A 20,744-nucleotide genomic window follows, 5' to 3' on the forward strand; every position below is an offset into this window, starting at 1 on the left:
CCGTTCACAAGCGGCGGGCGTCGATCATCCAGATCTCGATATTGGAGGCTTCGTGGTTGGAGCCGATCCGGCCGATCATGCGCACCAGATCGGTGACATCCTCGATCCGGGCGAGTAATTCGACTCGCAGTCCGGCGGAGACATCGGTTTCGAAGCGTTGTCCGCGATAGCTTTCGACGCGGTTGTCACGGTCGTCCACGCGATAGACCTGGGTGACCACCATGCGCCGCACACCGAAGGCGGCGAGGGCCTGTTTGATCTGATCGAACAGGCCGGGCGGCACCACCAGCGTGAGGAGTTTCGCGTCCGCACCGCCGCCCGGGTCCATATTGTGGTAACCGATCATGCCGCCGAGGTGCAGCGGCGCCGACATCAGGATTCCTTGGCCGGGATCTCCGCTCCGTCCTGCCGCACGGCCGCTTCCGTTCGCACCGCTTTCCGCACGGACGGTTGCGCGTGGACGAGCGTGTCGTCCGGATATGCCTCTTCCTCGTGCGCTCCGACGTCACCGGTCTCGAGCACTTCGTCGGGCATGCGCAGGCTCATGAACAGGCTCAGCACCTTGAGAATGACGAAGGTGACCAGCGCATCCCAGACGATCACCGTCGCGGCCGCACCCGCCTGCCAGAGCAGCAGTTTCGGATTGTGCCCGTAGAGCCAGCCGCCGTAGGTGGCGTCGGCCGCGCCGCCGGTGCCCAGGTACACCCGGATGTTCGGGTCGGCCAGCACGCCGACCAGCATGCCGCCCGCCAGCCCGGCCACGCCGTGGGTGTGCACCACGCCGAGGGTGTCGTCGACCTTGCGGAACAGCCGGGTCCGCCCGAGCTTGTTCCAGGACAGCCACACCAGGGTCGAGGCGATCAGACCGATCACCATGGCCCCGAAGCTGTTCACGAAGCCGGCCGCCGGGGTGATGGCGACCAGGCCGGCGATCATGCCGTTGACCGCGCCCAGGAAATTGGGCCGCCGCGACGGACCGGCCAGCATGTCCCAGATCACCCAGGTCAGCACCGCGACCGCGGTGGCGAGATTGGTATTGATCACGGCGAGTGAGGCATCCGCACCCGAGAAGTACGGGTCGCCGCCGTTGAAGCCGTTCCAGCCCAGCCACAGGATGCCCGCCCCGGCCGCGGCCATGGGCAGGTTGTTGGGCACCGCCCGTTCCCGGTCTCGGGTCAGCCGCGGTCCGATGACCGCCGCGGCCACGAAGCCCGTGGTGCCCGCGGCCAGGTGGATGACATATCCACCCGAGTAGTCGAGCGCACCCATTTGCGACCACCAGCCGCCGCCCCAGATCAGGAAGGCATTGACCGAATACGCCAGCGTCGACCAGAGCGGGACGAAGATCAGCCACACCTTGAAATTGATGCGCCCGATCACGCTGCCCAGGAACAACAGCGGTGTGATGCCCGCGAACACGAACTGGAAGTAGGCCAGCGTGGTCTGGGAGAATCGGAACTTGGGCATGAGCCCGTCGAGCAGCGGAATCACGGCCTGCTCTTGATTATTGGAACTCAGAATTGTGTGCGGCTTGCCGATTGCGGCCCGCAGTATTCCTGGGCCCAGTTTGACGGGCTCGCCGAACCCCATCTTGAAGCCCCACAGCACCCACACCACCAGGACCAGCGAGAATCCGGTGAACGCCATGAGCATGGTATTGACGGCCCATTTGCGTTGCACCAGACCGCCATACAAGATCGCGATACCGGGAATGCTCATCAGGCCGACTAGAGTCGCGGCTACCAACTGCCAGGCATTGTCGCCGGGATTCAGCCAGTCGGGATACGGTGACATGTTTCAGCGCTACCTCACCGCGGAGCGGGCAGGCACCAGACTCGCTCCAGCACTAAATTACGTTGTGACATAAGGTGTCTAAGGTCACATCGGGTGAACCAAGTGTTGTGCCGGAACATTTCCCGGCGATTACACGCGGTTAAATCTGGATTTCATGGTCCGGTCATGAATGCACGTGCATTCGAAATGATGGACCCGCTCAGCGAATTCCGACCGGTTGGAACTCGATCGACAGGGTGCGATCGCTACCGTACGATCTGGCTACGGGGAGCACCGGCCGGTCGAACGGGGGAAACGGAGTTGAGGAGTCGCTTACCGGCGACCATTCGCAGTCGCTCAGCGGCGATCACTCGCGGGGGCATGCAATGGACGCGACGCTTCGTGCGCACCGCGCCCGGCGTCATCGGTGCGGTGGGCGCTGCCCTCGCACTGCTGGCCCTGCTCGGCGGCCTGGTGACCGCCGAGCAGCAGAGCACCAAGATCACACGCCACGACACCGTCCTGGCACACACCGAACCTCTGGCCAATGCCGCGCAGCGGCTGTACGTGGCACTGTCCACGGCCGACGCGGCGGCGTCCACGGCCTATCTCTCCGGTGGGATCGAGTCGCCCGAGGTGCGGATCCGCTACGAGAACGCGCTGACCGACGCGGCCGCCGCGCTCGCGGAGGCCACCACCGGCGCCGCGGACGCCGAGACCCGCACCATCCTGGGCCGGATCTCGGCCGAATTGCCCAGTTACACCGGCTATGTCGAGGCGGCGCGGGCCAATAACCGGCAGGGCCTGCCGGTCGGCTCCGCGTATCTGCGGCAGGCGTCGGCGCTCATGCAGGGCTCGATCCTGAAGGACGCGGGCGAACTGGAGCACATTCGCCTCGCACAGTTGCACAGCGATCAGGGCGCGATCACCGGGCTGCCCTGGTGGAGCGCGGGCACGCTGGTGCTGCTGCTCGCGGCCTGCGGCTACGGCTCGTGGATTCTGGTGCGGCGAACCAACCGCTGGATCAATCCGGGCGTGGTCACGGCCGGCGGTCTGACGGTGGTAGCGCTGCTGTGGATCCTCGCCACCACGGCCGCGACCACGGCGGCCATCGACACCGGGGCCACCGCCCGCTTCGAAAGGCTCGCGCAGGCAAGGATTCTCGCCCAGCAGGCGCGCACCGAGGAGACGTTGCAGCTCATCACCCGCGGCGACGTCGACGCCAGCGAGCAGCGCTTCACCGCCGGCAGCGACCAGCTGCGCGCGGATCTGGCCGGCTTGCTGAGCGGCAATTCCGCGGCATCGAAGGCCTTCTCGGGCTGGCAGGACGGCCATCAGAAGGAGCTCGCCGCCTACAAGTCCAACGACTATCGCGGGGCGGTCGACCAGTCGATCAAGACCGACGGCGCGGGATCCGCGGCCCAGTTCACCGCCCTCGACGACGCCTTGAAGGCCGAACTCGAGCGCACCCGCCAGGAAGTGCGCGACGATGTGAACACGGCCGGAAATGCCCTCACCCTGAGCCCGCTGGGCACGCTGGTGCTGCTGCTGGCGGCGGCGGGATCGATCGTCGTCGGCGTGTGGCCGCGGTTGAAGGAGTTCCTGTGAAGCGGATGCGGATGCTGATGGTGGCAGCCGTGGCGCTGCTGGCCGCCGCGTGCGGGTCGACGCCGGATGCCGCGCCCTTCCAGCTGCCGTCCGGCAGCCGGCTGCCGGCGGGCGCCACCGTCCTCGCCACCGCGCCCAATCAGCGCGCCGACCAGTCCTGTAACCCGACCGCGAGCCTGCGGCCGCTGAGTCCGCAACCGCAGCCGGGGTCCATGCCCGCCCAGTCGACGATGGCGAACATCGTCGCCGGCGGGAAGATCCGGATCGGGGTGGACCAGAACCAATTCCTGTTCGGTTACCGCAATCCGTCGACCGGGGAGCTCGAGGGCTTCGATATCGATCTCGCCCACGAGATCGCCCGCGACCTGTTCGGCGACCCGGGCCGCGTGGACCTGCGTCCCATCGACTCCGCCCATCGCGCGGATGCGCTGGCGAAGAACGAGGTCGACCTGGTCGTGCAGAACTTCACGCCGACCTGCGCGCGCCGCCAGCAGGTCCAGTTCTCCGCCGTGTATTTCGAGACCGACCAGCGGGTGCTGGTGACCAAGGGCTCGGGCATTCGCTCGGCGGCCGATCTGGGCGGCAAGAAGGTCTGCGGCATCCCCAACTCGACGACGCTGGACGCGGTGTTCGCACTTCCCCAGCGCCCCATCGTGATCGGGATCGAGAACTGGCTGGACTGCCTGACCGCGCTGCAGCAGGGCGAGGTCGACGCCGCCAGCACCGACCTGCCGCTGCTGTACGGCTTGAAGATCCAGGACCCGAATCTCGAGGTGGTCGGCGACGCCATGGCCACCGATGTGTACGCCATCGGAGTGCAGAAGCAGAACACGGATCTCGTGCGGTTCGTCAATGGCGTGCTGGAGCGGGTGCGCGCCGACGGTACCTGGCAGCGGATCTACAACCAGCGGCTGAGCGTGCTCGGGCCGTCCAACGGTCCCCCGGCGCCCAAGTACAGCGACTGAGCCGGTCATGCACGAGAATCCTGGGCACATTCTCAGCGTCGCCGAGATAGATCGTGAAATCGCCGAGCGGGCACGCGAAATCGAGACCATCGCCGCGACCCTGGTGGAGCTGGACAAGCATCCCGGGCTGGTGCTGTTGCGCCGCTTCCCGCCCACCGGTGTCACCGAGCAGCGCTGGGCGGCGGCGCGGGCGGCGCTGGAACTCATGTGGGAGGACTTCGGGCGGCTGGGCACCGTGCTGGACCAGGCCCGGACCGCGCGCGGGCGGCGACGCCTGGACGCGCTGGACCGGGAGGAGCTCACGCGCCTGCTGCGCGGACAGCCGGTCGAGGTGTCGCGCAGCACGATTCCGATGTCACAGCGTTCGCTGAGCGGGCCGCGCGAGCAGATCGAGCTGATCGGCATCACCGAGATGCTGGACCGCATGCGCGCGGCCTTCCCGACCGTGGTGCGGGTGCTCGACGCGGTGGAGGCGGTGCACGCTCGGGTGATGACCGATATCGCGCCGCTGCAGGCGGAGCTGAGCCGCACCGGCATGTCGATTCCCGAATTACAGTCGCTGACAAGCGATGTCGACGCCCTCGCCATGCAGGTCGCCACCGATCCCCTGGCCCTCGAACCCGATGCGCTCGACCGTCGCCTGGGCGAGTTGTCCCGGCGCATGCGCGAGGCCGCGACCGTACTGACCGAACTGCGGGCCATCTCGACGGATTGGGACGCGGCGATCGAACGGTCCCGGGCCCGGGTCGAGGCACTGCGCAAGACCTACGAGCGAGCCGATCGCGCCCGCACCGAGGTCGAGCGCACCATTCTGGCCGCGCCGCTCCCCCGGCATCCGGACGACAGTGCCGTGTACAGCGCGGAACTGACCGCGCTGGAAGCCAATCCGTCCGTGGCCACGGTGCTGTGGGAGCTGCGGCAACGCATCACCGGGGCGCTCGCCGCGGCGACCCGCAATGAACAACTCGCGCAGGGCCTGCTCGATCGGCGGATGGAACTGAAGGGGCGGTTCAGTTCCTACCGCGCCAAGGCCGCCCGGCTGGGGGTGGCCGAGGACCAGGATGTGCTCGCCGCCGCCCGCATCGCCGCGGGGCTGCTCTCGCGCCGGCCCTGCGATCTGGCCGCGGTCACCCGCGCCATCACCGACTACCGCCAGCTCATCGACCAGAAATCGGGGAGGCGATCATGAACTGCACCGAGCCCGGCTGCACCGGGACCATCGAGGACGGCTACTGCACGGTCTGCGGCACCGCCCCGAGCGCGGCGCCCGCGGCCACCGGGGGCGGGCCGGCCACGCCGACCGGGACCAGCGCTGCCGGCGCGGCGAGCGCCGTCGGCTCCGACCGCTGTGCCGAACCCGGTTGCACCGGAACGATTCTCGACGGCTACTGCGATGTGTGCGGCAGCGCGCCCGCGTCGCCGTCGGCGCTGGCCACCACCGCGCGCGACACCGGGCATGCGTCGGCGATGAGCACGGGATCGACGGTCAGCGGCCGGTCCTCCCGCAGCGGGCGCTCGGTCCGCACCGGACGGTCGGGAGCCTCCGGAGCCAGCCGCGGCCGGCTGGGCGCGGGCATGGTCAAGGTGCCGTCGGTGCCGCGCCGGGATCCGGCCGAGGCCGTGCTCGTCGATCCGGAGGTGCCGGAGAACCATCGCGAATGCGGTCGGTGCAATCGGCCGGTCGGGCGCAGCCGCAATGGTCAGCCCGGTCGCGCCGAGGGCTTCTGCGCCCACTGCGGGACGCGATTCTCCTTCACCCCCAAGCTGTCCGGCCGTGATGTGGTGGGCGGCCAGTACGAGGTGCTCGGCCCGCTGGCGCACGGCGGCCTGGGCTGGATCTATCTCGCGGTGGACCACAAGGTCGACGACCGGCCGGTGGTCCTCAAGGGCCTGCTCAATACCGGCGATGCGGACGCCATGCGGGCGGCCGTGGCGGAGAAGCGGTTCCTCGCGCAGGTCGATCACCCGAATATCGTGCGGATCTACAACTTCGCCGAGGACACCGGGCCGGACGGCAAGCCGGTCGGGTACATCGTGATGGAGTACGTGGGCGGTAAATCGCTCAAACAGCTACTACGCGAACAGCGCACGGCCGATCAGCGGTATCTGCCGCCCGCGCGGGCCATCGCCTACATCCTGGAGATGCTGCCCGCGCTCGAGTACCTCCATGACCGGGGGCTCGCCTACTGCGACTTCAAACCCGACAATGTCATGCAGACCGAGGAGCAGCTCAAGCTCATCGACCTCGGCGCGGTCGTCGGCCTGCACGATCAGAACGAAACCATCTACGGCACACCGGGTTACCAGGCCAAGGAGATCGCGCAGACCGGGCCGACCGTCGCGTCGGAGGTGTACACGGTGGGCCGCACGCTGGCGGCGCTCATCATGCGGATCCCGCCGGTGAACAACGAACTCGGCCCGCTGCCCGGTCCCGAGCTCGAACCGCTCATGGCCCGCCACGAATCGCTGTACCGATTCCTGGTGCGCGCCACCGATATCGAGCCCGACGCGCGCTTCACCTCCATGACCGAGATGGGCGATCAGCTCACCGGCATTCTGCGCGAGGTGCTGGCCACCGAGGACGGGCGACCCCGTCCGGGACTGTCCACCCGGTTCGGCCCGCCGCGCGGGGTGTTCGGCATCGGTGACCAGCTGCCCGGTGATCCTCGCGCCCTCATCGCGGCGCTGCCGGTTCCACTGGTCGACCCGAGCGACAGCGGCGCGGCACTTTTGGCCTCCACCAGCGCGGTCACGCCCGAGGACCTGGAGCGCGAGATCACCGCGGGCCTGCAGTCGGTGGTCACCGGCCGCGAGGAGTCGGTGGAGATCCCGCTCCGGCTGATCCGAGCCGCATTGGAATTCGGCGATCCGGACGATGCGCTGCGCCGACTGGACGCGGTGGGCGAGACGCTGTCCGGCGACTGGCGGCTGACCTGGTTCGCGGGCCTCGCCCGCCTGCTGCAGCGCGATTGGCCCGCCGCCGCAGCCGAATTCGACGCCCTCTGCAGCGCGCTGCCGGGCGAGGCCGCCCCGAAGCTGGCCCTGGCCGTCACCGCCGAGCTCATGGCCGCGGACGGACTGGACCCCGAGACCGCGCGCGAGCGGGCCGCACGCTACTACGATCTGGTCTGGCGCACCGACCGCTCCTTCACCAGCGCCGCCTTCGGCGCGGCCCGGCTGCGGAGCGCGGCCGGCGACCGGGCGGGCGCGGTGACGGTGCTCGATCAGGTCGACGCCGCCTCGGCGGTGCACACCGAGGCCGGGGTCACCGCGGTCGAGACGCTGCTGGCCGTCGCCGAGCCCGCCGAGCTGACCGAACAATTGGTTCGCGATGCCGGCAAACGCATCGATAGTCTGACCCTGGACTCGAAACGCCGTGCCGCGCAGGCCCGTTTGCGAGTCCTGGACGCGGCGCTGCGCTGGCTGCGCCTGGGCAGGGTGCCCACCGACCACTCCCCGCTGCTGGGGGTGGCGCTCGATCAACAAGGGGTACGTACCGGTTTGGAACGCTGTTATCGCGACCTGGCGCACGAGACCGAAGACATGTGGGAACGGATCGCCCTGGTGGAACAGGCCAATGCGGTGCGCCCGAGGACGCTGCTGTGACGGCCCGCTGCCCGCACTGCGGCACCTTCGCCGCCGATACCGACCGGTTCTGCGAAGCCTGCGGCCGCAAACTCGGCATCCGGGTGATCGCGCTGCCGCCCAAGGAATTCCGGCCCGGCTCCGGCTCGACCGTGCCGGTGGCCGAGGCGGCGCGCAGTGCCCGGCTCGCACCCACCAGCACCACGGCCACCGTCGAATCCGGTCCGCCGCCCGACTGCACCGGCTGCGGCGGAACCGAATTCGACCCGGACGGCTACTGCGCCACCTGCGGTGAACTCGGGCCCGAACGGGATCGCTTCGAATTCGACCTGGGCACCGCGTGCCTGATCACCGATCGCGGCCTGCTGCACGCCCGCAACGAGGACGCGGTCGCGGCGGCGGTGCTGGACGGCGCGGTGCCGAATCGGCCGGCCGCCGCGGTCATCACGGTCTGTGACGGGGTGTCGACCTCCGAGGATCCGCAGGCCGCCTCGGGTGCGGCGGCCCGGGCGGGGCTGGACGCCTGCCTGGCCGCCCTCGCCGCGGACCAGCCCGCCGAGGACTGCGTCATGGCCGGGCTCACCGCCGCCGCCGACGCGGTCAAGGCGGTCGGCTCGCCGGACGGGAAAGCACCGTCGTGCACCTATGTCTCGGCGATCGTGCAGTTCGACGCCGCGGGCGGCGCGGACATCACCGTCGCGAATGTCGGTGACAGCCGCGCCTATTGGCTGCGCGGCGACGACTCCGACCGGCTCACCGTCGACGATTCTCTCGCCCAGGCCATGGTCGACAACGGCGTGCTGGACGCGGCCACCGCCATGGACGGCCCGCACGCGCACGTGCTCACCCGCTGGCTGGGGGCCGACAGCGAACACCAGTGGTCGCCCACCTGCGTGCGCACCCTGCACACCGACGCGCCCGGGGTGCTGCTGGTGTGCACCGACGGGTTGTGGAACTACCTCCCCGAGGCAGCGGCCCTGTCCCGCTTCACCGGCTCGCTGGCGCCGTTGCCCGCGGCGCGCGCCCTGGTGGAGCACGCGCTCGGTGCGGGCGGCAAGGACAACATCACCGTCGCCCTCGTACCCGTCCCGTCCCTCGCACCATCAGGAGACACAGCGTGACTTCCGCTGAGAACAAAGGCATTTCGGTATCCATCGACCAGAACGCATTCCTCGCCGAGGGGGTGCGCACGGTCGACGCCATCGTCACCGTCGAGGCCACCGGCGATCTGGTGGTGTCGGTGGCGCCGCCGCCTCGGGTCGAGATCCTGATCATCGACACCTCCGGGTCCATGGGCGCGGCCGACAAGTTCGCGGGCGCCCGGCGGGCCACGCTGGCGGCGCTGGACGTCATGCCCGACGGCACCCGGTTCGCGATCGTGGAGGGTACCGACAAGGCGCAGGTGGTGTTTCCGCACCGCGGGCCCTCGGCGGTGGCCAGCCCGCAGGAGCGCGCCAACGCACGGCGAGCGCTGGACAAGCTGGTTCCGCACGGCGGCACCGCGATCGGCACCTGGCTGGGACTGTCGCGCCTGATCGCCCAGCAGCACCCGGGGGCCATGGTGCACGCCATCCTGCTCACCGACGGCAAGAACGAGCACGAGACGCCCGAGGGGCTGGCGGAGGAGATCCGCCAGTCCATCGGTGTCTTCACCTGCGACTGCCGTGGCGTCGGGGTGGACTGGGAGCCGAACGAGGTGCGCCCCATCGCCTCCGCGCTGCACGGGACCATCGACACCGTGGCGACCGCGGATCTGCTGGCCCAGGATTTCGCGGCCACGATGGAATCGTCGATGGAGAAGGCGATTCCGGACCTGACCATGCGGGTGTGGACACCGGTGGGCGCGAAGATCGTCTTCCTCAAGCAGGTCGCGCCGTTCATCGAGGATCTCACCGCGCGACGCACCGAGGTCGGGCCGCAGGTGGGCGAATATCCGCTGGGCTCCTGGGGCGCCGAGGATCGCGACTATCACATCCAGCTGGAGCTCGAGCCGGCCGCGCCGGATCGGGAGAAGCTGGCCGCGCGGGTGAGCGTGCTCGCCGAGGGCGACGTGCTCGGGCAGGGTCTGGTCAAGGCGGTTTGGACGACCGATACCGACAAGTCGGCGATCATCAGCCGCCGGGTCGCGCACTACACCGGACAGGCCGAGCTGGCCCAGACCGTTCAGGAGGGCCTGACCGCGCGCAAGCAGGGCGACTTCGCCACGGCCACGGCCAAACTCCAGCGCGCGTACCACCTGGCCAGCGAGTCGGGCAATGAGAACACCGCCAAGCTGCTGCTCAGTGTCGTCGACGTGGTGGACGAGCGGACCGGAACCATTCGCCTGCGCAACAAGATCGATCCCGCCGACGAGATGGCTCTCGACGTCCGCTCCACCAAGACCGCCCGAGTCCGCAAGGAGCCGTGATGGCGCTCTGCACAGAAGGGCACGAGACCACTGCCACCGACTACTGCGATTTCTGTGGTGCGCCGATGGGCGGTCAATTCGGCGGCGCCACACCGCAACTGGCGATGTGCCCGTCCTGCGGAGCACCCTCGGAGGGTCGGTTCTGCGAGAACTGCGGGCACGACTCGGCGCTGCCGCCGCCTCCGCCCGCGCCACCGGTGAGCGCGGAGCCGGCGACGACCGGCGGCGAATCCGGGGCGGTCGAGAACGGAGCCGCAGCGCCGGTCTGGGTCGCCACCATTTCCGCCGACCGGGCGCACTACGCGCGGATGCAGGCGCAGAAGGGACCCGATCTGGAGCGGGTCGACTTCCCCGACTACTACCCCGACCGCCGAATCCCCTTGCAGGGGCCCAATATCCTGATCGGCAAGCGCAGCGTCTCGCAGGGCGTGCACCCCGCCATCGACCTCTCGGTCGCGCCCGCCGATATCGCGGTCTCGCGCTCGCACGCCATCCTGCACCTCGACGGCGGGACGCTCACGGTCACCGACCTCGGCTCCACCAACGGCACCTGTCTCAACGACAGCCCCCACCCCATCCCGCCGAAAACGCCTGTGCCACTGCAGGAGGGGGACCGCATCCACGTGGGCGGCTGGACCACCATCACCCTGACCACCGAACCGGGCTGACCACACAATTCGGGCAAAACGGCGATCTTGGTCCATTGCCCAGGTTAGGCTCCCCGCTCTATGAGCTTGACCCGCCGAGACTTCGCCCGCACCACCCTGGCCGCCGCCGCAGGCGCGCTCGCCACCGGCCTGACCGGCCCTGCGGCGCAGGCGATCCCGCACGCGCGAACCGTCGGCGCACCACCGCAGGCGTGGATGTCCGCGCTCCCCGACACCACCTCCCTGCTGCGCCTCACCATCCCCGGCACCCACGACTCCTGCTGCACCAGCGCCGCCAACGGCACCGAGTGGTCGCACACCCAGAACTGGTCGCTCCCGGACCAATTCGCGCACGGCATCCGTTTCCTGGACATCCGCTGCAACGGCCTGCAGGACCACACCGCGGACTCCTTCGGCGTGTACCACAGCGGCTTCTACCAGGGCATCACCTTCGATACGGTGCTCGACCAGTGCCGGGCCTTCCTGGCCGGCAATCCCGGCGAAGTCCTCGTCATGCGGGTCAAGAAGGAGGACGGCACCAATAACGACGTGGGCGCCGATTTCGCGCGGATCTTCAACGGCTACCTCGACACCAAGGGCTACCGCTCACTGTTCTGGCTGGAGAATCGCTTCCCCGCGCTGGGTGAGGCCCGCGGCCGCATCGTCCTCATCGCCCAGTTCGCCAATTCCCTGGGCTGCCTGCAATGGCCCGGCGGCGACAACGGCGTCTTCACCACCGACCGGATCTATCTCCAGGACCACTACAAGGACCACGGCCTGGCCGGCCTCGACTCCGGATCCTCGAACTTCGGCTCCTCCGGCGGCGACAAATTCGACTACGTCAAGGCCTGTCTCGACAAGGCCGCCGCCGACCCCGCCAACACCCTCGAGTACATCAACTTCACCAGCTTCGCCGACAATGCCTGGCCCAAGGACAACGCGGCAGCGATCATGCCCAAACTCGCCGACTACCTGACCACCCACACCACCCAGTCCGCCCACTACGGAATCGTCCCCATGGACTTCCCCGACCAATACACCCGGGTCCTCGACCTCCTGCTCGCCAAGAACATCGGTTAAGGCTCGACCTCGGCGAGAATCGTGTCGCCGTCGTAGAGTTCGCCGCCGAATTTCCAGCCCTGCGCCGCGAACACCTAGACCAGCTCGTCCCATCGGTCCGGCTCGATCTTTCCGGCCAGCCGGACCAGCCGGTAGCCGGTCATCGACCGCCGCGTCACCCAATCGGTGCTCACCACGAACTCATAGTCCTCGGCCGGCTCGACCGACCAGCCGGCCCTGAGGAATGCGGCGGCGCAACCCCTTTCGGGGGCGACGAGCGGATGGCAGCGCCCGGTCGAGTCCCGACCACGCTGCGTGGCGCGGTCAGTGGTCGGTTGCGAGACGGTCCAACCACTCTCGGAGTAGGTGTTGCTCAGCGGTGGTGAGCATTGTCTCTTCGGGGAGGACGGCGCGCAGAGCGCGAGCAGCGCCCGCCGGGCCGGCGTCTCGAACGGCAGGCTGTTCGGTTGTGACCGCGGAGACCATGGCCTCTCGGAGAGCGGTGAGCAGGGCCGGGTTGCGGTCAGCTTCCGGGAGCGACAGCCAGGTCAGGACCGCGCCCCGGCCGGTGGCGTGAATGATCCCGGCCGCTAGCTGCTCGTCGACGCGTAGCCAGCCGCCCGCAGCGAGCCGACGGACGCGTCCGCGCAGGATCTCCAGTCCGACCTGGAATGCGGCCGACCCGGCGCCGGCGGGTTCGCTGTACATGAGGGTATAGAGCGCGGGGTTGGACAGGCCGAACTCGACCGCGAGGTCCCACCCCGCCCGCAGGTCTTCGATGAGATCGGCCGGGTCGGGGTCGACGCGTTTGCCAGCCACGAATTTCGCGAAACCGTACTCCGCGACGGCGTCCAGCAGCCCGTCCTTGTCACCGAACAGCCGGTAGATCGCCGGTGGCTGCAACCCGGCCGCGTCGGCGACCGCGCGAGTGGTCACCGCGTCCCGGCCCCCCGCTCCAGCAGATCGGCCGCGGCTTCGACGCGGCGATCCTCGCCGAGGAGAGTCGATTCGACGGTCCCACACCGCCATTGACCGCCGCACAGGCCATGGACTTCGACGAGGTCGCCGCCCTCGCCGCCGAGCTCACGGGCCGAACCATCAAGCGCGTCACCGTTTCCGACGAGGAATTCCGGCAGCAGATGGTGAGCTACGGTGCCCCGCGATGGCAGGCGGACATGATGGTGGATATCTTCGCCGCCGAACGCGCCGGTGAATTCGCCACGGTCGACCCGACATTGGCGGAGTTGATCGGCCGCGAGCCGATCGGCTTCGATACGGTGCTGCGCGAGGCATTGTCGGTGAGCTGATCTTCTTGGCGAAAACTCTGTAAGGAATTACAGGGATTGCTAGGGTCGGCCAGCATGACACCGCGATGCCGCTCAACCTCTCCGTCCGGTCTCGCGAACGCCGGCAGGAGGGGTGGCGCGGTGGCGATGCTGGCGGCCATGGCCTGGCACGGGATCGCTCCGGCCGCGGCCGAGGCATCGGCAGGCGAGACGGGCGATGGCGGGCACTGGGTGAGCAGTTGGATGGCCGCGCCGTCGGATTCGTTCGGCGTCGTGGATCCGTCCGAGGCGCCGCAGCTGCACCTGTCCGACCAGACCTACCGGCTGATCGTGACCCCGCATCGGGACGGCACGACGGTGCGGATCCACCTCACCAATCGCACCCGTCCCACGCCGGTCGAGTTCGCTCATGTCACCATCGCCAAGCAGTCCGAAGGTGCTGCGGTGCAGCCGGACTCCATGCGCGAGGTGACCTTCGACCGCAGCCCGAGCGTGACGGCCGCGGCGTGGGGTGAGGTCGTGAGCGATCCGATCGATCTGTCCTTCGGCGCTTTCGAGTCCCTGGCCGTGAGCGTCTACGTCGCCGGTCCGGACGTCCTGCCCACCGAGCATTTCGACGCGAACGCCACCAGTTTCTACAGTCTCCCGTTCGCCGGAGACACGGCCGGCGACCCCGCCGGGGCGGGTCTGCCGCTGCACACCACCTCGATGCCGTTCCTGTCCGGTCTCGACGTCCGAGCGCCCGGGACGGTGAGCACCATTGTCGCCCTTGGTGATTCGATCACCGACGGCTATGTCGCCTCGAACTTCCTGGGCCTTCCGCAGGACCCCGGGGTGGTCGACCATGCCCAGCGCTACCCCGACTTCCTACAGCGGCGGCTCGATCAGGCCGGTCTGCCGTACAGCGTCGTCAATGCCGGCATCTCCGGAAACCGGGTCACCAGAGACGGATTCATCCCCCAGTTCGGTCCCGCCGCCACCGCCCGGCTCCAGCACGATGTGCTCGACCAGCCCGGCGTCACCGACGTCATCATCCTGGAGGGCATCAACGACCTGGGTATCCCGATCGGCGCCGACTACAACCAGCTGGTCGGCGGCTACACCGAGCTCATCGGCCGACTGCACGCCGCCGGTCTGCGAGTCCACCTCGGCACCATCCTGCCTGCCGCCAACGCCCTCAACGACAGCATCCTCACCTTCCCCGCCGCCGACCCCGTTCGCCGGCAATTGAATTCCTGGATCCGCGGGCAGCAGCTCGCCGACAGCGTCATCGACTTCGACGCCGCCCTCCGCGACCCGGCCGACCCCTCCGTCCTGGCCCCGCGCTATGCGGGCCCCGACAACCTCCACCCGAACGCGGCCGGATATCAGGCCATGGCCGATGCCATCGACCTCACCACCTTCGGCGGCCAGGGCTGATAATTCGCCGCATTGCATCGAGAGACAATCGCATTCGGAAATGCCACCCCATGGATTCGTGCCCACCAGTTCGATTGCCGCACAAATGGTCTCGGTTGGATTACGATGATCTTGTGAGTTATCCGATTCCGTCGGCGAAGGTGCTGTTGGAGAGCCGCCTGCGGATGGTGCTCGACGGCAGCCCCTACACCGTGCGCTCGGTCCACGACGGCCTGCGGGTCGAACGGCCCTACGACAAGGACCGCACGCGGACCCCCTACAGCTATTTCCTGCGGCTCAATGAAAAGCACAGCCGCGCACAGTTCTTCCGGTACTACTGGCCCAACAGCGAGGGCGAGGCCCCGCACCACTGGAACCGCGATCCCGACCGGATCGGCGAATCCATCAAATCGGAACTGGCCACGATGGGATGGCAACGCGGCCGCAGCCCCGCGGAATGGTTCTCCGCCATCCTCGGCACCATCATCTGGCTGGCGCTCCCGGGCACCATTGCCGCGTTCTCCGGCCAGGCCTGGTTCCTCGCGGTGTTCGGTTCGGTCCTCCTCGCGGTCGGCATCGTCATCGTCGTCGGGGCAGTCGTTCTGCTGCGCCGATCACGTACCCGAGTGTGATTCCCGGGCCGGGCTGCGCCTGGCTGTCCAGAACATCCAGGATCCGGCCCCCAGCGTAAGTGCGATGAAGGTCGCCATTCCGATCAGCGCCGCGATTGCTCCCGGCCCGGTGGCCCCGCCCCCACTCGCCTCGATCAGGAAACCTGCGGCTACCGGTCCGATAAGTATCAGACCGAGGGCCGTCAGCAGGAATGCGACATATGTCAGCACTCCCGCCGGCAATCGTGTTCGCGCTGCCGAACGCGCACTTCCCCCACCATCAACCTGCCGCTGTAACCGCCGAGCATTCGTCATATGCCCTCGAATCCATGTCTCGTGAGATGCATTCGAACAGGGAATTACGCCAACACCGTGAACTTCTCAGCGGCTGTACCGCAATCGAACGATCATCGCCACCTCGAATGCGTTCATGGCGTAATCCTGCCAGCAAGAACCGCGCCGACGGATCAAGCCGCACAGGCATTTCGAAATGTCGGGTACTAGCGGAGCAGGTTCACGAGTTGACGGTAGGCGGCGCGGGTGGGTGGCGCCAGGCGGCGCCAGCTGATGGGACCGCCGGAACCCAGGTGGGCGTCATAGGGGATTTCGGCGACCGCCCGGACCACGTCGCCGAGATATTTGCGGACGTGTTCGGTGACCAGCGGCCCGTCCTTCGGGTACTGACGCGTGACGACGATGACCGCTTCGGCCAGGTGGTACTGGCTGTAGTTGTCGTCGAGCCAGATCAGGGCGGGTTTGAGCCGATTCACGGCGTCGGGGCGGGCGGCGAGGGTGATCACCAGCGAGATCCGGGAATCCGACAGCAGCGGGGCGACCATGCGGTTGGTGACGGGCGCGCCGCCGTCGTAGACGGGCAGGCAGCCGGCTTCGACCAGGTCGCGATGCACCGAGGAGTAGGTCTCGCGGCGGGGCAGCGCCTCGGGACCGCGGGGCAATACGCCTACGCCGGAGCTGTTCTCGCCGCAACTGTCGATCACGGTGGACGGCAGGCTGCGGTGGGTCATCCTCAGCCAGGACTGGACGGTCCCCGCGGCGTCGATGGTGTCGCACCCGCGGGCGGCCAGGTCGCCGCCGGTGGTGGTGGCGTCGACGACGATCGGCGAGTGTTCGCCGTAGTCGTAGGCGGCCGCGCCCGCGATGCCCAGGGCGGTGGTGGTCGCGCCGGAGCCGCCGGAGCTGCCCAGGACGAGAACGGGCGGCAGGTCGGCCCACAGCAGGTAGCCGTTGCGCGGCTGCACGCGCACCATGTCGGTGGGCGCGCCGGGCGGGGCCGGACGCAACAGCAGGGAAAGGTCTGTGGGAGTGGAAGAAAGAGCGGCGGGATGATCCGGGAAATTTTCGGACACTCTGGATTCCTTTGATGCGAGCGGCAGACGATGCTGCGGAATCGTCTGGTCACCACGTCGCGGAGGACGGCTACGCCGGCGTCATCCATCGCGTGCACGATCGGTGGCGCAGCCAACCCCCTGCCATTTCGCCGTCGACACCCACACCGCGTCGACGAGCGGCCCCTGCGCCTCGACAGCTTCGCTGAAGCCTCGAGTTCTGCCCCCGGATACCCCCTACCCGCCTAGCTGTCGATCAAGAGTGCAAAAGGGTTGCCGTGCAGTCCCTTTCAATGTGGCCAGATATTACCTGATCTTGGCAGGCAAGCAGCAGGATCCCTAGCCCCACCGAAACTCCGGCACTGAATGTCAGCGCACCGCCCGAATCGGCACAACCGCGGCCGCCCCCAGCACCGAAAGCAGGCCACCGACCAGGAATAGCGGCCGATACCCGCCGAAGCTCACCACTGCCGACGCCACGAAAGGCCCGACGATTCGGGGACCCGCATTGGCGATATCGAGCACCCCATCTCGCGGGCGGCATCTTCGGCCTTGGGCAGCACCATGGTGACCAGGTCCACGGCCATGAAACAGCCGAGGGCCGGTCCGTTCACCGAGGCGAAGGCCAGCGGAATGAGCCACGGGTTGTCCAGGGCGTGCGAAGAGCACGGGTTCCGGCCGTGGTGCGGCCGGAACCCGTTGCGGTCGAGGCGATCAGCCGATGTCGGCGGTGAGGGGGAGGGCGGTCACCGAGGTGCCGACGTGCAGGGTGAAGGTCCCGGGTTCGATGGCCCAGCCCTGATCGGTCCAGTGCTCGAAGGAGCGCTTGGGCACGTCGATGGTGGCGGTGACGGATTCACCCGGGTTCGCCTCCACCACCGCGAATCCGGCCAGCCAGCGCACCGGCCGGTCGACGTCGCTGTGCTCGCGCGACAGATACGCCTGCACGACCTGACGGCCCCGGCGGTCACCGGTATTGCGGACGGCGACGGTCGCGGTCCGGCCGGACACCGTCAGTTCGTCGAGCTCCCAGGTGGTGTAGCCGAGACCGTGGCCGAACGGATAGGCCGGGGCCACACCCGATTTCAGCCAGGCGCGGTAGCCGATGTGAATGCCCTCGCCGTAGGGCAGCGCATTGTCGGGTCCGGGCTTGGTGTCGAGCACGGGCACGTCGGCCATCGTTTCGGGCCAGGTGGTGGGCAGGCGGCCGCCGGGTTCGGCGGCGCCGGTGAGCACGTCGGCGAGCGCCGCGCCGAATTCCTGCCCGGGGAACCAGGCGAGCAGCACGGCCGCGACATCGTCGCGCCACGGCATCTCCACCGGCGAGCCGGAGTTCACCACCACGATGGTGCGCGGGTTCACCGCGGCGACCGCGGCGACCAGATCGTCCTGCCGGCCGGGCAGCCGCAGCGTGGTGCGGTCGAAGCCTTCGGATTCGATCCGCTCGGTCGTGCCGACGACCACCACCGCCACCTCGGAGGTCCGCGCCAATTCCACTGCGGCAGCGAACTCTTCGTCATCCGATCGGCGCGGACGGCCGACCGCGCAGGTGATGCCCATGGCAGGGAAGCCGTTGTCCGGCATCATGCGCACCAGCACGTCGACCTCCTGCCCCTCGGCGAGGGTGCGGGTCACGAACCGCTGCGGCGGATTCAGCAGCATCTCGACCGGATCGGCGCCCGCGGGCACCACGGTCTCCTCGAGCACCTGCTCGCCGTCCAGCGTCAGGGTCAGCGTGCCCACACCGGCGAACCCGATGCGCCACTCCCCCGCCACGTCGGCTCGCAGTCGCCCGCGCAGCTCGATGGCCTTGGCCTGCAGGGCATTCGGGTTGCCGAAGAGCATGAGGCTGCCCGCCCGCCGATGCTCGGTATCCAGCACGGCGTCGCCGTCGAGGTACCGCAGCGACAACCCCGGCTCGCCGGTCTCGGGGTCGGTGACCAGGTCCAGCGGAACCGGAATCATGTTCTCGCTCAGGTGCACACCCGGTGTGTGGACCACCGGCAGCACCTCCGACAGCCCCTGCAGCGGGGAGGTGGTGTGCGCCGGAATCACGGTCGCACTGCCGCCGCCCATGAAACGCGGCTCGGCGGCGGCGGATCCGAGCAGCGCCACCTGCGCGGGCCTACCGAGCGGCAGGGTGCCGTCGTTGGCGGCGAGCACCATGGCCTTGGCCGCGGCCTCGCGCACCAGGCGCTGCGACGCCTCGTCGCTGAAGGTCGGAACGGGCTTGGGCGTTCCGTTCAACGCGCCGACCCGGACGGCGAATCGCAGGATGCGCCGCACCTTCTCGTCGATCGCGGACTCGGGCACCTCGCCCTTGCGGACGGCCGCTTCCAACGGCGCGCCCCACAGCTCCCAGGGACCGGGCATGGCCAGGTCGTTGCCCTTGGCCGCGCCGAGGGTGGAGCGCACCGCGGTCCAGTCCGACACCACCACGCCGTCGAAGCCCCACTCCCCCTTCAACGGTTCGTCGAGCAGGTCGCTCTCGGTCATGGTGGCGCCGTTGACCGAGTTGTAGGCGGCCATGATCATCCACGCGCCCGCCTCGACGGACCGCTCGAACGGGTACAGGTACAGCTCCCGCAGCGTCCGCTCGTCCGCGACCACATTCGCGGTGAACCGCTCGGTCTCGGAGTCATTGCCGACGTAGTGCTTCGGGCACGCGCTCACCCCGTGCGCCTGCACCGCCCGCACGTAGGCGTCGGCGATCTCGGCGGTCAGCATAGGGTCCTCGGAGAAGCATTCGAAATGCCGTCCGCCCAGCGGGGATCGGTGCAGGTTGATGGTCGGCCCGAGCACCGCGTACACGTCCTTGCGGCGGGCCTCGGCGGCGATGAGCGCGCCGATCCCGGTGAGCAGGTCGCGATCCCAGGTGGCGGCCAGGGCGGTGCCCGAGGGCAGGCTGACCGAGGGGTCGCGCTCGTCCCACTGCTCGCCGCGCACGCCGGACGGGCCGTCGGAGACCGGCATCTCGGCCAGCCCGATGCCCGGTTCGCCCGCGAAGCGGAAGAAGCCCGCGCCCGAGATCAGGCGAATCTTGGCGGGAAGATCCAGCTTCCCGAGGAGGTCGTCGATGACGTCGGTCATTCCTGTTCCTTCCAGAAGGTCGCCAGGTCCGCGCTGACCTGCGCGGGCACATCCTCGTTCGGCACATGGCCGGAGCCGTGATAGACGGCGGTCTTCGCGTTCAGCTGCTTCGCGAACCGCTCGTGCACCTCGGGCGCCCAGAGGTCATTGGTGTCGCCGTAGGCGACCAGCAGCGGCACACCCGAATCCCGCAGCACCGCCGGATCTTTCACCGGCGGCTCCGCCATGCAGGTCAGGATGCCGACGATATTGGCCTTCTTGGTACGCAGGATCCGCTCCCGCAGGAACTCCCGGCGCCGCGGCGCGGGCTGCTGGTCGGCCTGGGCCATGACCGCGTTCATCTGCTCCCAGATGACCGCCTGCCCACCGGCTTCCACCGCCTGCGCGACCAGCAGCGGCGGCGGGAAATTGATGTCGGCGACCGAGGACGGGCCCGACGCCAGCAGGGTGAAGCTGCGGAACCGCTGCGGCCGCTCGATCACCGCGACGCGGGCGACGTAGCCGCCGAAGGAATGCCCGACCAGGTGGATGGGCTCGGCCGGCGAGATCTGGTCGACCACGCCCTGCAGATCGCCGACGAAATCGGCCAGGGTGTACCCCGAAACCTCCTCGGGCCCTTCGGACTCCCACTGCCCGCGCTGGTCATAGGCGACCGCCCGGTACCCGGCCGCCGCGAGCAGCGGCAGCATCTCCTCGAAGTCCTCCTTGGAGCCGGTGAAGCCCGGCACCAGCAGCGCGGTGCCGCGCCGCTCGACCCCGGCCGGCGGCTCGACCTCCCATGCGGCCAGCTTCCCGGCCGCTCCGCGCAGCGTGATCGGCGTGATGATCGGGGCCTGACTCATCGGCAATCCCTTCCCTCGTACGGCCCTGTACGGCTGGCACGAGTGTGCCAGTGGAAATCCAGTTTACCGAGTAGTCACTAGGTACTGTTATCGTTTCGTAACCATGGTCCAGGTTTGCCTGATCAAC

17 protein-coding genes are annotated in these 20,744 nt (G+C 68.8%); 11 read left to right on the top strand and 6 right to left on the bottom strand.

The genetic code is table 11. The annotated features are described in order from the left end of the window. Positions 1 to 4: 4 nt before the first annotated feature. Together ACWEKS_RS05580 and ACWEKS_RS05585 are read right to left on the bottom strand one after the other, a co-directional pair. Positions 5 to 373 carry a hypothetical protein gene (locus ACWEKS_RS05580; protein WP_452338969.1) on the bottom strand — a complete coding sequence of 123 codons (369 nt, stop codon included), beginning with the start codon at positions 371 to 373 and terminating at the stop codon, positions 5 to 7. Further along, a complete protein-coding gene (locus ACWEKS_RS05585) occupies positions 373 to 1,794 on the bottom strand; it encodes an ammonium transporter (RefSeq protein ID WP_354846267.1) in 1,422 nt (473 codons plus the stop codon). Before ACWEKS_RS05585 ends, ACWEKS_RS05580 begins: the two co-directional genes overlap by 1 nt. 360 nt (positions 1,795 to 2,154) lie before the next feature. Here ACWEKS_RS05585 and ACWEKS_RS05590 point away from each other — a divergent pair, with 360 nt between their 5' ends. The 8 genes from ACWEKS_RS05590 to ACWEKS_RS05625 are packed head-to-tail and all read left to right on the top strand — an operon-like array spanning position 2,155 to position 12,065. Continuing rightward, a complete protein-coding gene (locus ACWEKS_RS05590) occupies positions 2,155 to 3,381 on the top strand; it encodes a hypothetical protein (protein ID WP_452338970.1) in 1,227 nt (408 codons plus the stop codon). A 5-nt stretch (positions 3,382 to 3,386) separates the two neighbouring features. Next, positions 3,387 to 4,346: a glutamate ABC transporter substrate-binding protein gene (locus ACWEKS_RS05595; RefSeq protein ID WP_452339036.1), complete on the top strand. Its 960-nt coding sequence runs from the start codon at positions 3,387 to 3,389 to the stop codon at positions 4,344 to 4,346. Positions 4,347 to 4,353: 7 nt separating this feature from the next. Next, complete coding sequence (locus ACWEKS_RS05600; RefSeq protein ID WP_452338971.1) at positions 4,354 to 5,535, top strand: hypothetical protein; 1,182 nt, start codon at positions 4,354 to 4,356, stop codon at positions 5,533 to 5,535. Continuing rightward, positions 5,532 to 7,952: a tetratricopeptide repeat protein gene (locus tag ACWEKS_RS05605; protein ID WP_452338972.1), complete on the top strand. Its 2,421-nt coding sequence runs from the start codon at positions 5,532 to 5,534 to the stop codon at positions 7,950 to 7,952. The genes ACWEKS_RS05600 and ACWEKS_RS05605 overlap by 4 nt, the downstream gene beginning before the upstream one ends. Then, positions 7,949 to 9,052, top strand: a complete 1,104-nt coding sequence (locus tag ACWEKS_RS05610) for a phosphatase (protein WP_452338973.1) — start codon at positions 7,949 to 7,951, stop codon at positions 9,050 to 9,052. The genes ACWEKS_RS05605 and ACWEKS_RS05610 overlap by 4 nt, the downstream gene beginning before the upstream one ends. Next, a complete protein-coding gene (locus ACWEKS_RS05615; protein WP_452338974.1) occupies positions 9,049 to 10,338 on the top strand; it encodes a vWA domain-containing protein in 1,290 nt (429 codons plus the stop codon). The genes ACWEKS_RS05610 and ACWEKS_RS05615 overlap by 4 nt, the downstream gene beginning before the upstream one ends. Further along, positions 10,338 to 11,006, top strand: coding sequence for an FHA domain-containing protein (locus ACWEKS_RS05620; RefSeq protein ID WP_452338975.1), 669 nt, complete (start codon positions 10,338 to 10,340; stop codon positions 11,004 to 11,006). Before ACWEKS_RS05615 ends, ACWEKS_RS05620 begins: the two co-directional genes overlap by 1 nt. A gap of 60 nt (positions 11,007 to 11,066) precedes the next feature. Beyond that, positions 11,067 to 12,065 carry a phosphatidylinositol-specific phospholipase C gene (locus tag ACWEKS_RS05625; protein WP_452338976.1) on the top strand — a complete coding sequence of 333 codons (999 nt, stop codon included), beginning with the start codon at positions 11,067 to 11,069 and terminating at the stop codon, positions 12,063 to 12,065. Positions 12,066 to 12,368: 303 nt separating this feature from the next. On the opposite strand, the gene ACWEKS_RS05630 is transcribed toward ACWEKS_RS05625, so the two are convergent. After that, positions 12,369 to 12,980 carry a TetR/AcrR family transcriptional regulator gene (locus ACWEKS_RS05630; RefSeq protein WP_452338977.1) on the bottom strand — a complete coding sequence of 204 codons (612 nt, stop codon included), beginning with the start codon at positions 12,978 to 12,980 and terminating at the stop codon, positions 12,369 to 12,371. Positions 12,981 to 13,072: 92 nt separating this feature from the next. On the opposite strand from ACWEKS_RS05630, the gene ACWEKS_RS05635 reads away from it, so the two are divergent. From ACWEKS_RS05635 to ACWEKS_RS05645, 3 genes are all read left to right on the top strand, one after another. After that, positions 13,073 to 13,351, top strand: a complete 279-nt coding sequence (locus ACWEKS_RS05635) for a hypothetical protein (protein WP_452338978.1) — start codon at positions 13,073 to 13,075, stop codon at positions 13,349 to 13,351. A 126-nt stretch (positions 13,352 to 13,477) separates the two neighbouring features. Further along, positions 13,478 to 14,749, top strand: a complete 1,272-nt coding sequence (locus ACWEKS_RS05640; protein ID WP_452339037.1) for a GDSL-type esterase/lipase family protein — start codon at positions 13,478 to 13,480, stop codon at positions 14,747 to 14,749. Between the two features lie 113 nt (positions 14,750 to 14,862). Beyond that, positions 14,863 to 15,360, top strand: a complete 498-nt coding sequence (locus ACWEKS_RS05645) for a hypothetical protein (protein WP_452338979.1) — start codon at positions 14,863 to 14,865, stop codon at positions 15,358 to 15,360. 479 nt (positions 15,361 to 15,839) lie between these two features. Here the strand turns inward: ACWEKS_RS05645 and ACWEKS_RS05650 are convergent, their stop codons facing one another. From ACWEKS_RS05650 to ACWEKS_RS05660, 3 genes are all read right to left on the bottom strand, one after another. After that, a complete protein-coding gene (locus tag ACWEKS_RS05650) occupies positions 15,840 to 16,706 on the bottom strand; it encodes a MinD/ParA family ATP-binding protein (RefSeq protein ID WP_452338980.1) in 867 nt (288 codons plus the stop codon). Positions 16,707 to 17,399: 693 nt separating this feature from the next. After that, positions 17,400 to 19,775 (bottom strand): beta-glucosidase, encoded by a 2,376-nt coding sequence (locus tag ACWEKS_RS05655; protein WP_452338981.1) that lies wholly within the window; start codon positions 19,773 to 19,775, stop codon positions 17,400 to 17,402. Continuing rightward, a complete protein-coding gene (locus ACWEKS_RS05660) occupies positions 19,772 to 20,617 on the bottom strand; it encodes an alpha/beta fold hydrolase (RefSeq protein ID WP_452338982.1) in 846 nt (281 codons plus the stop codon). Before ACWEKS_RS05660 ends, ACWEKS_RS05655 begins: the two co-directional genes overlap by 4 nt. Between the last annotated feature and the right edge of the window lie 127 nt (positions 20,618 to 20,744).

Source organism: Nocardia sp. NPDC004711 (genome assembly GCF_053601595.1).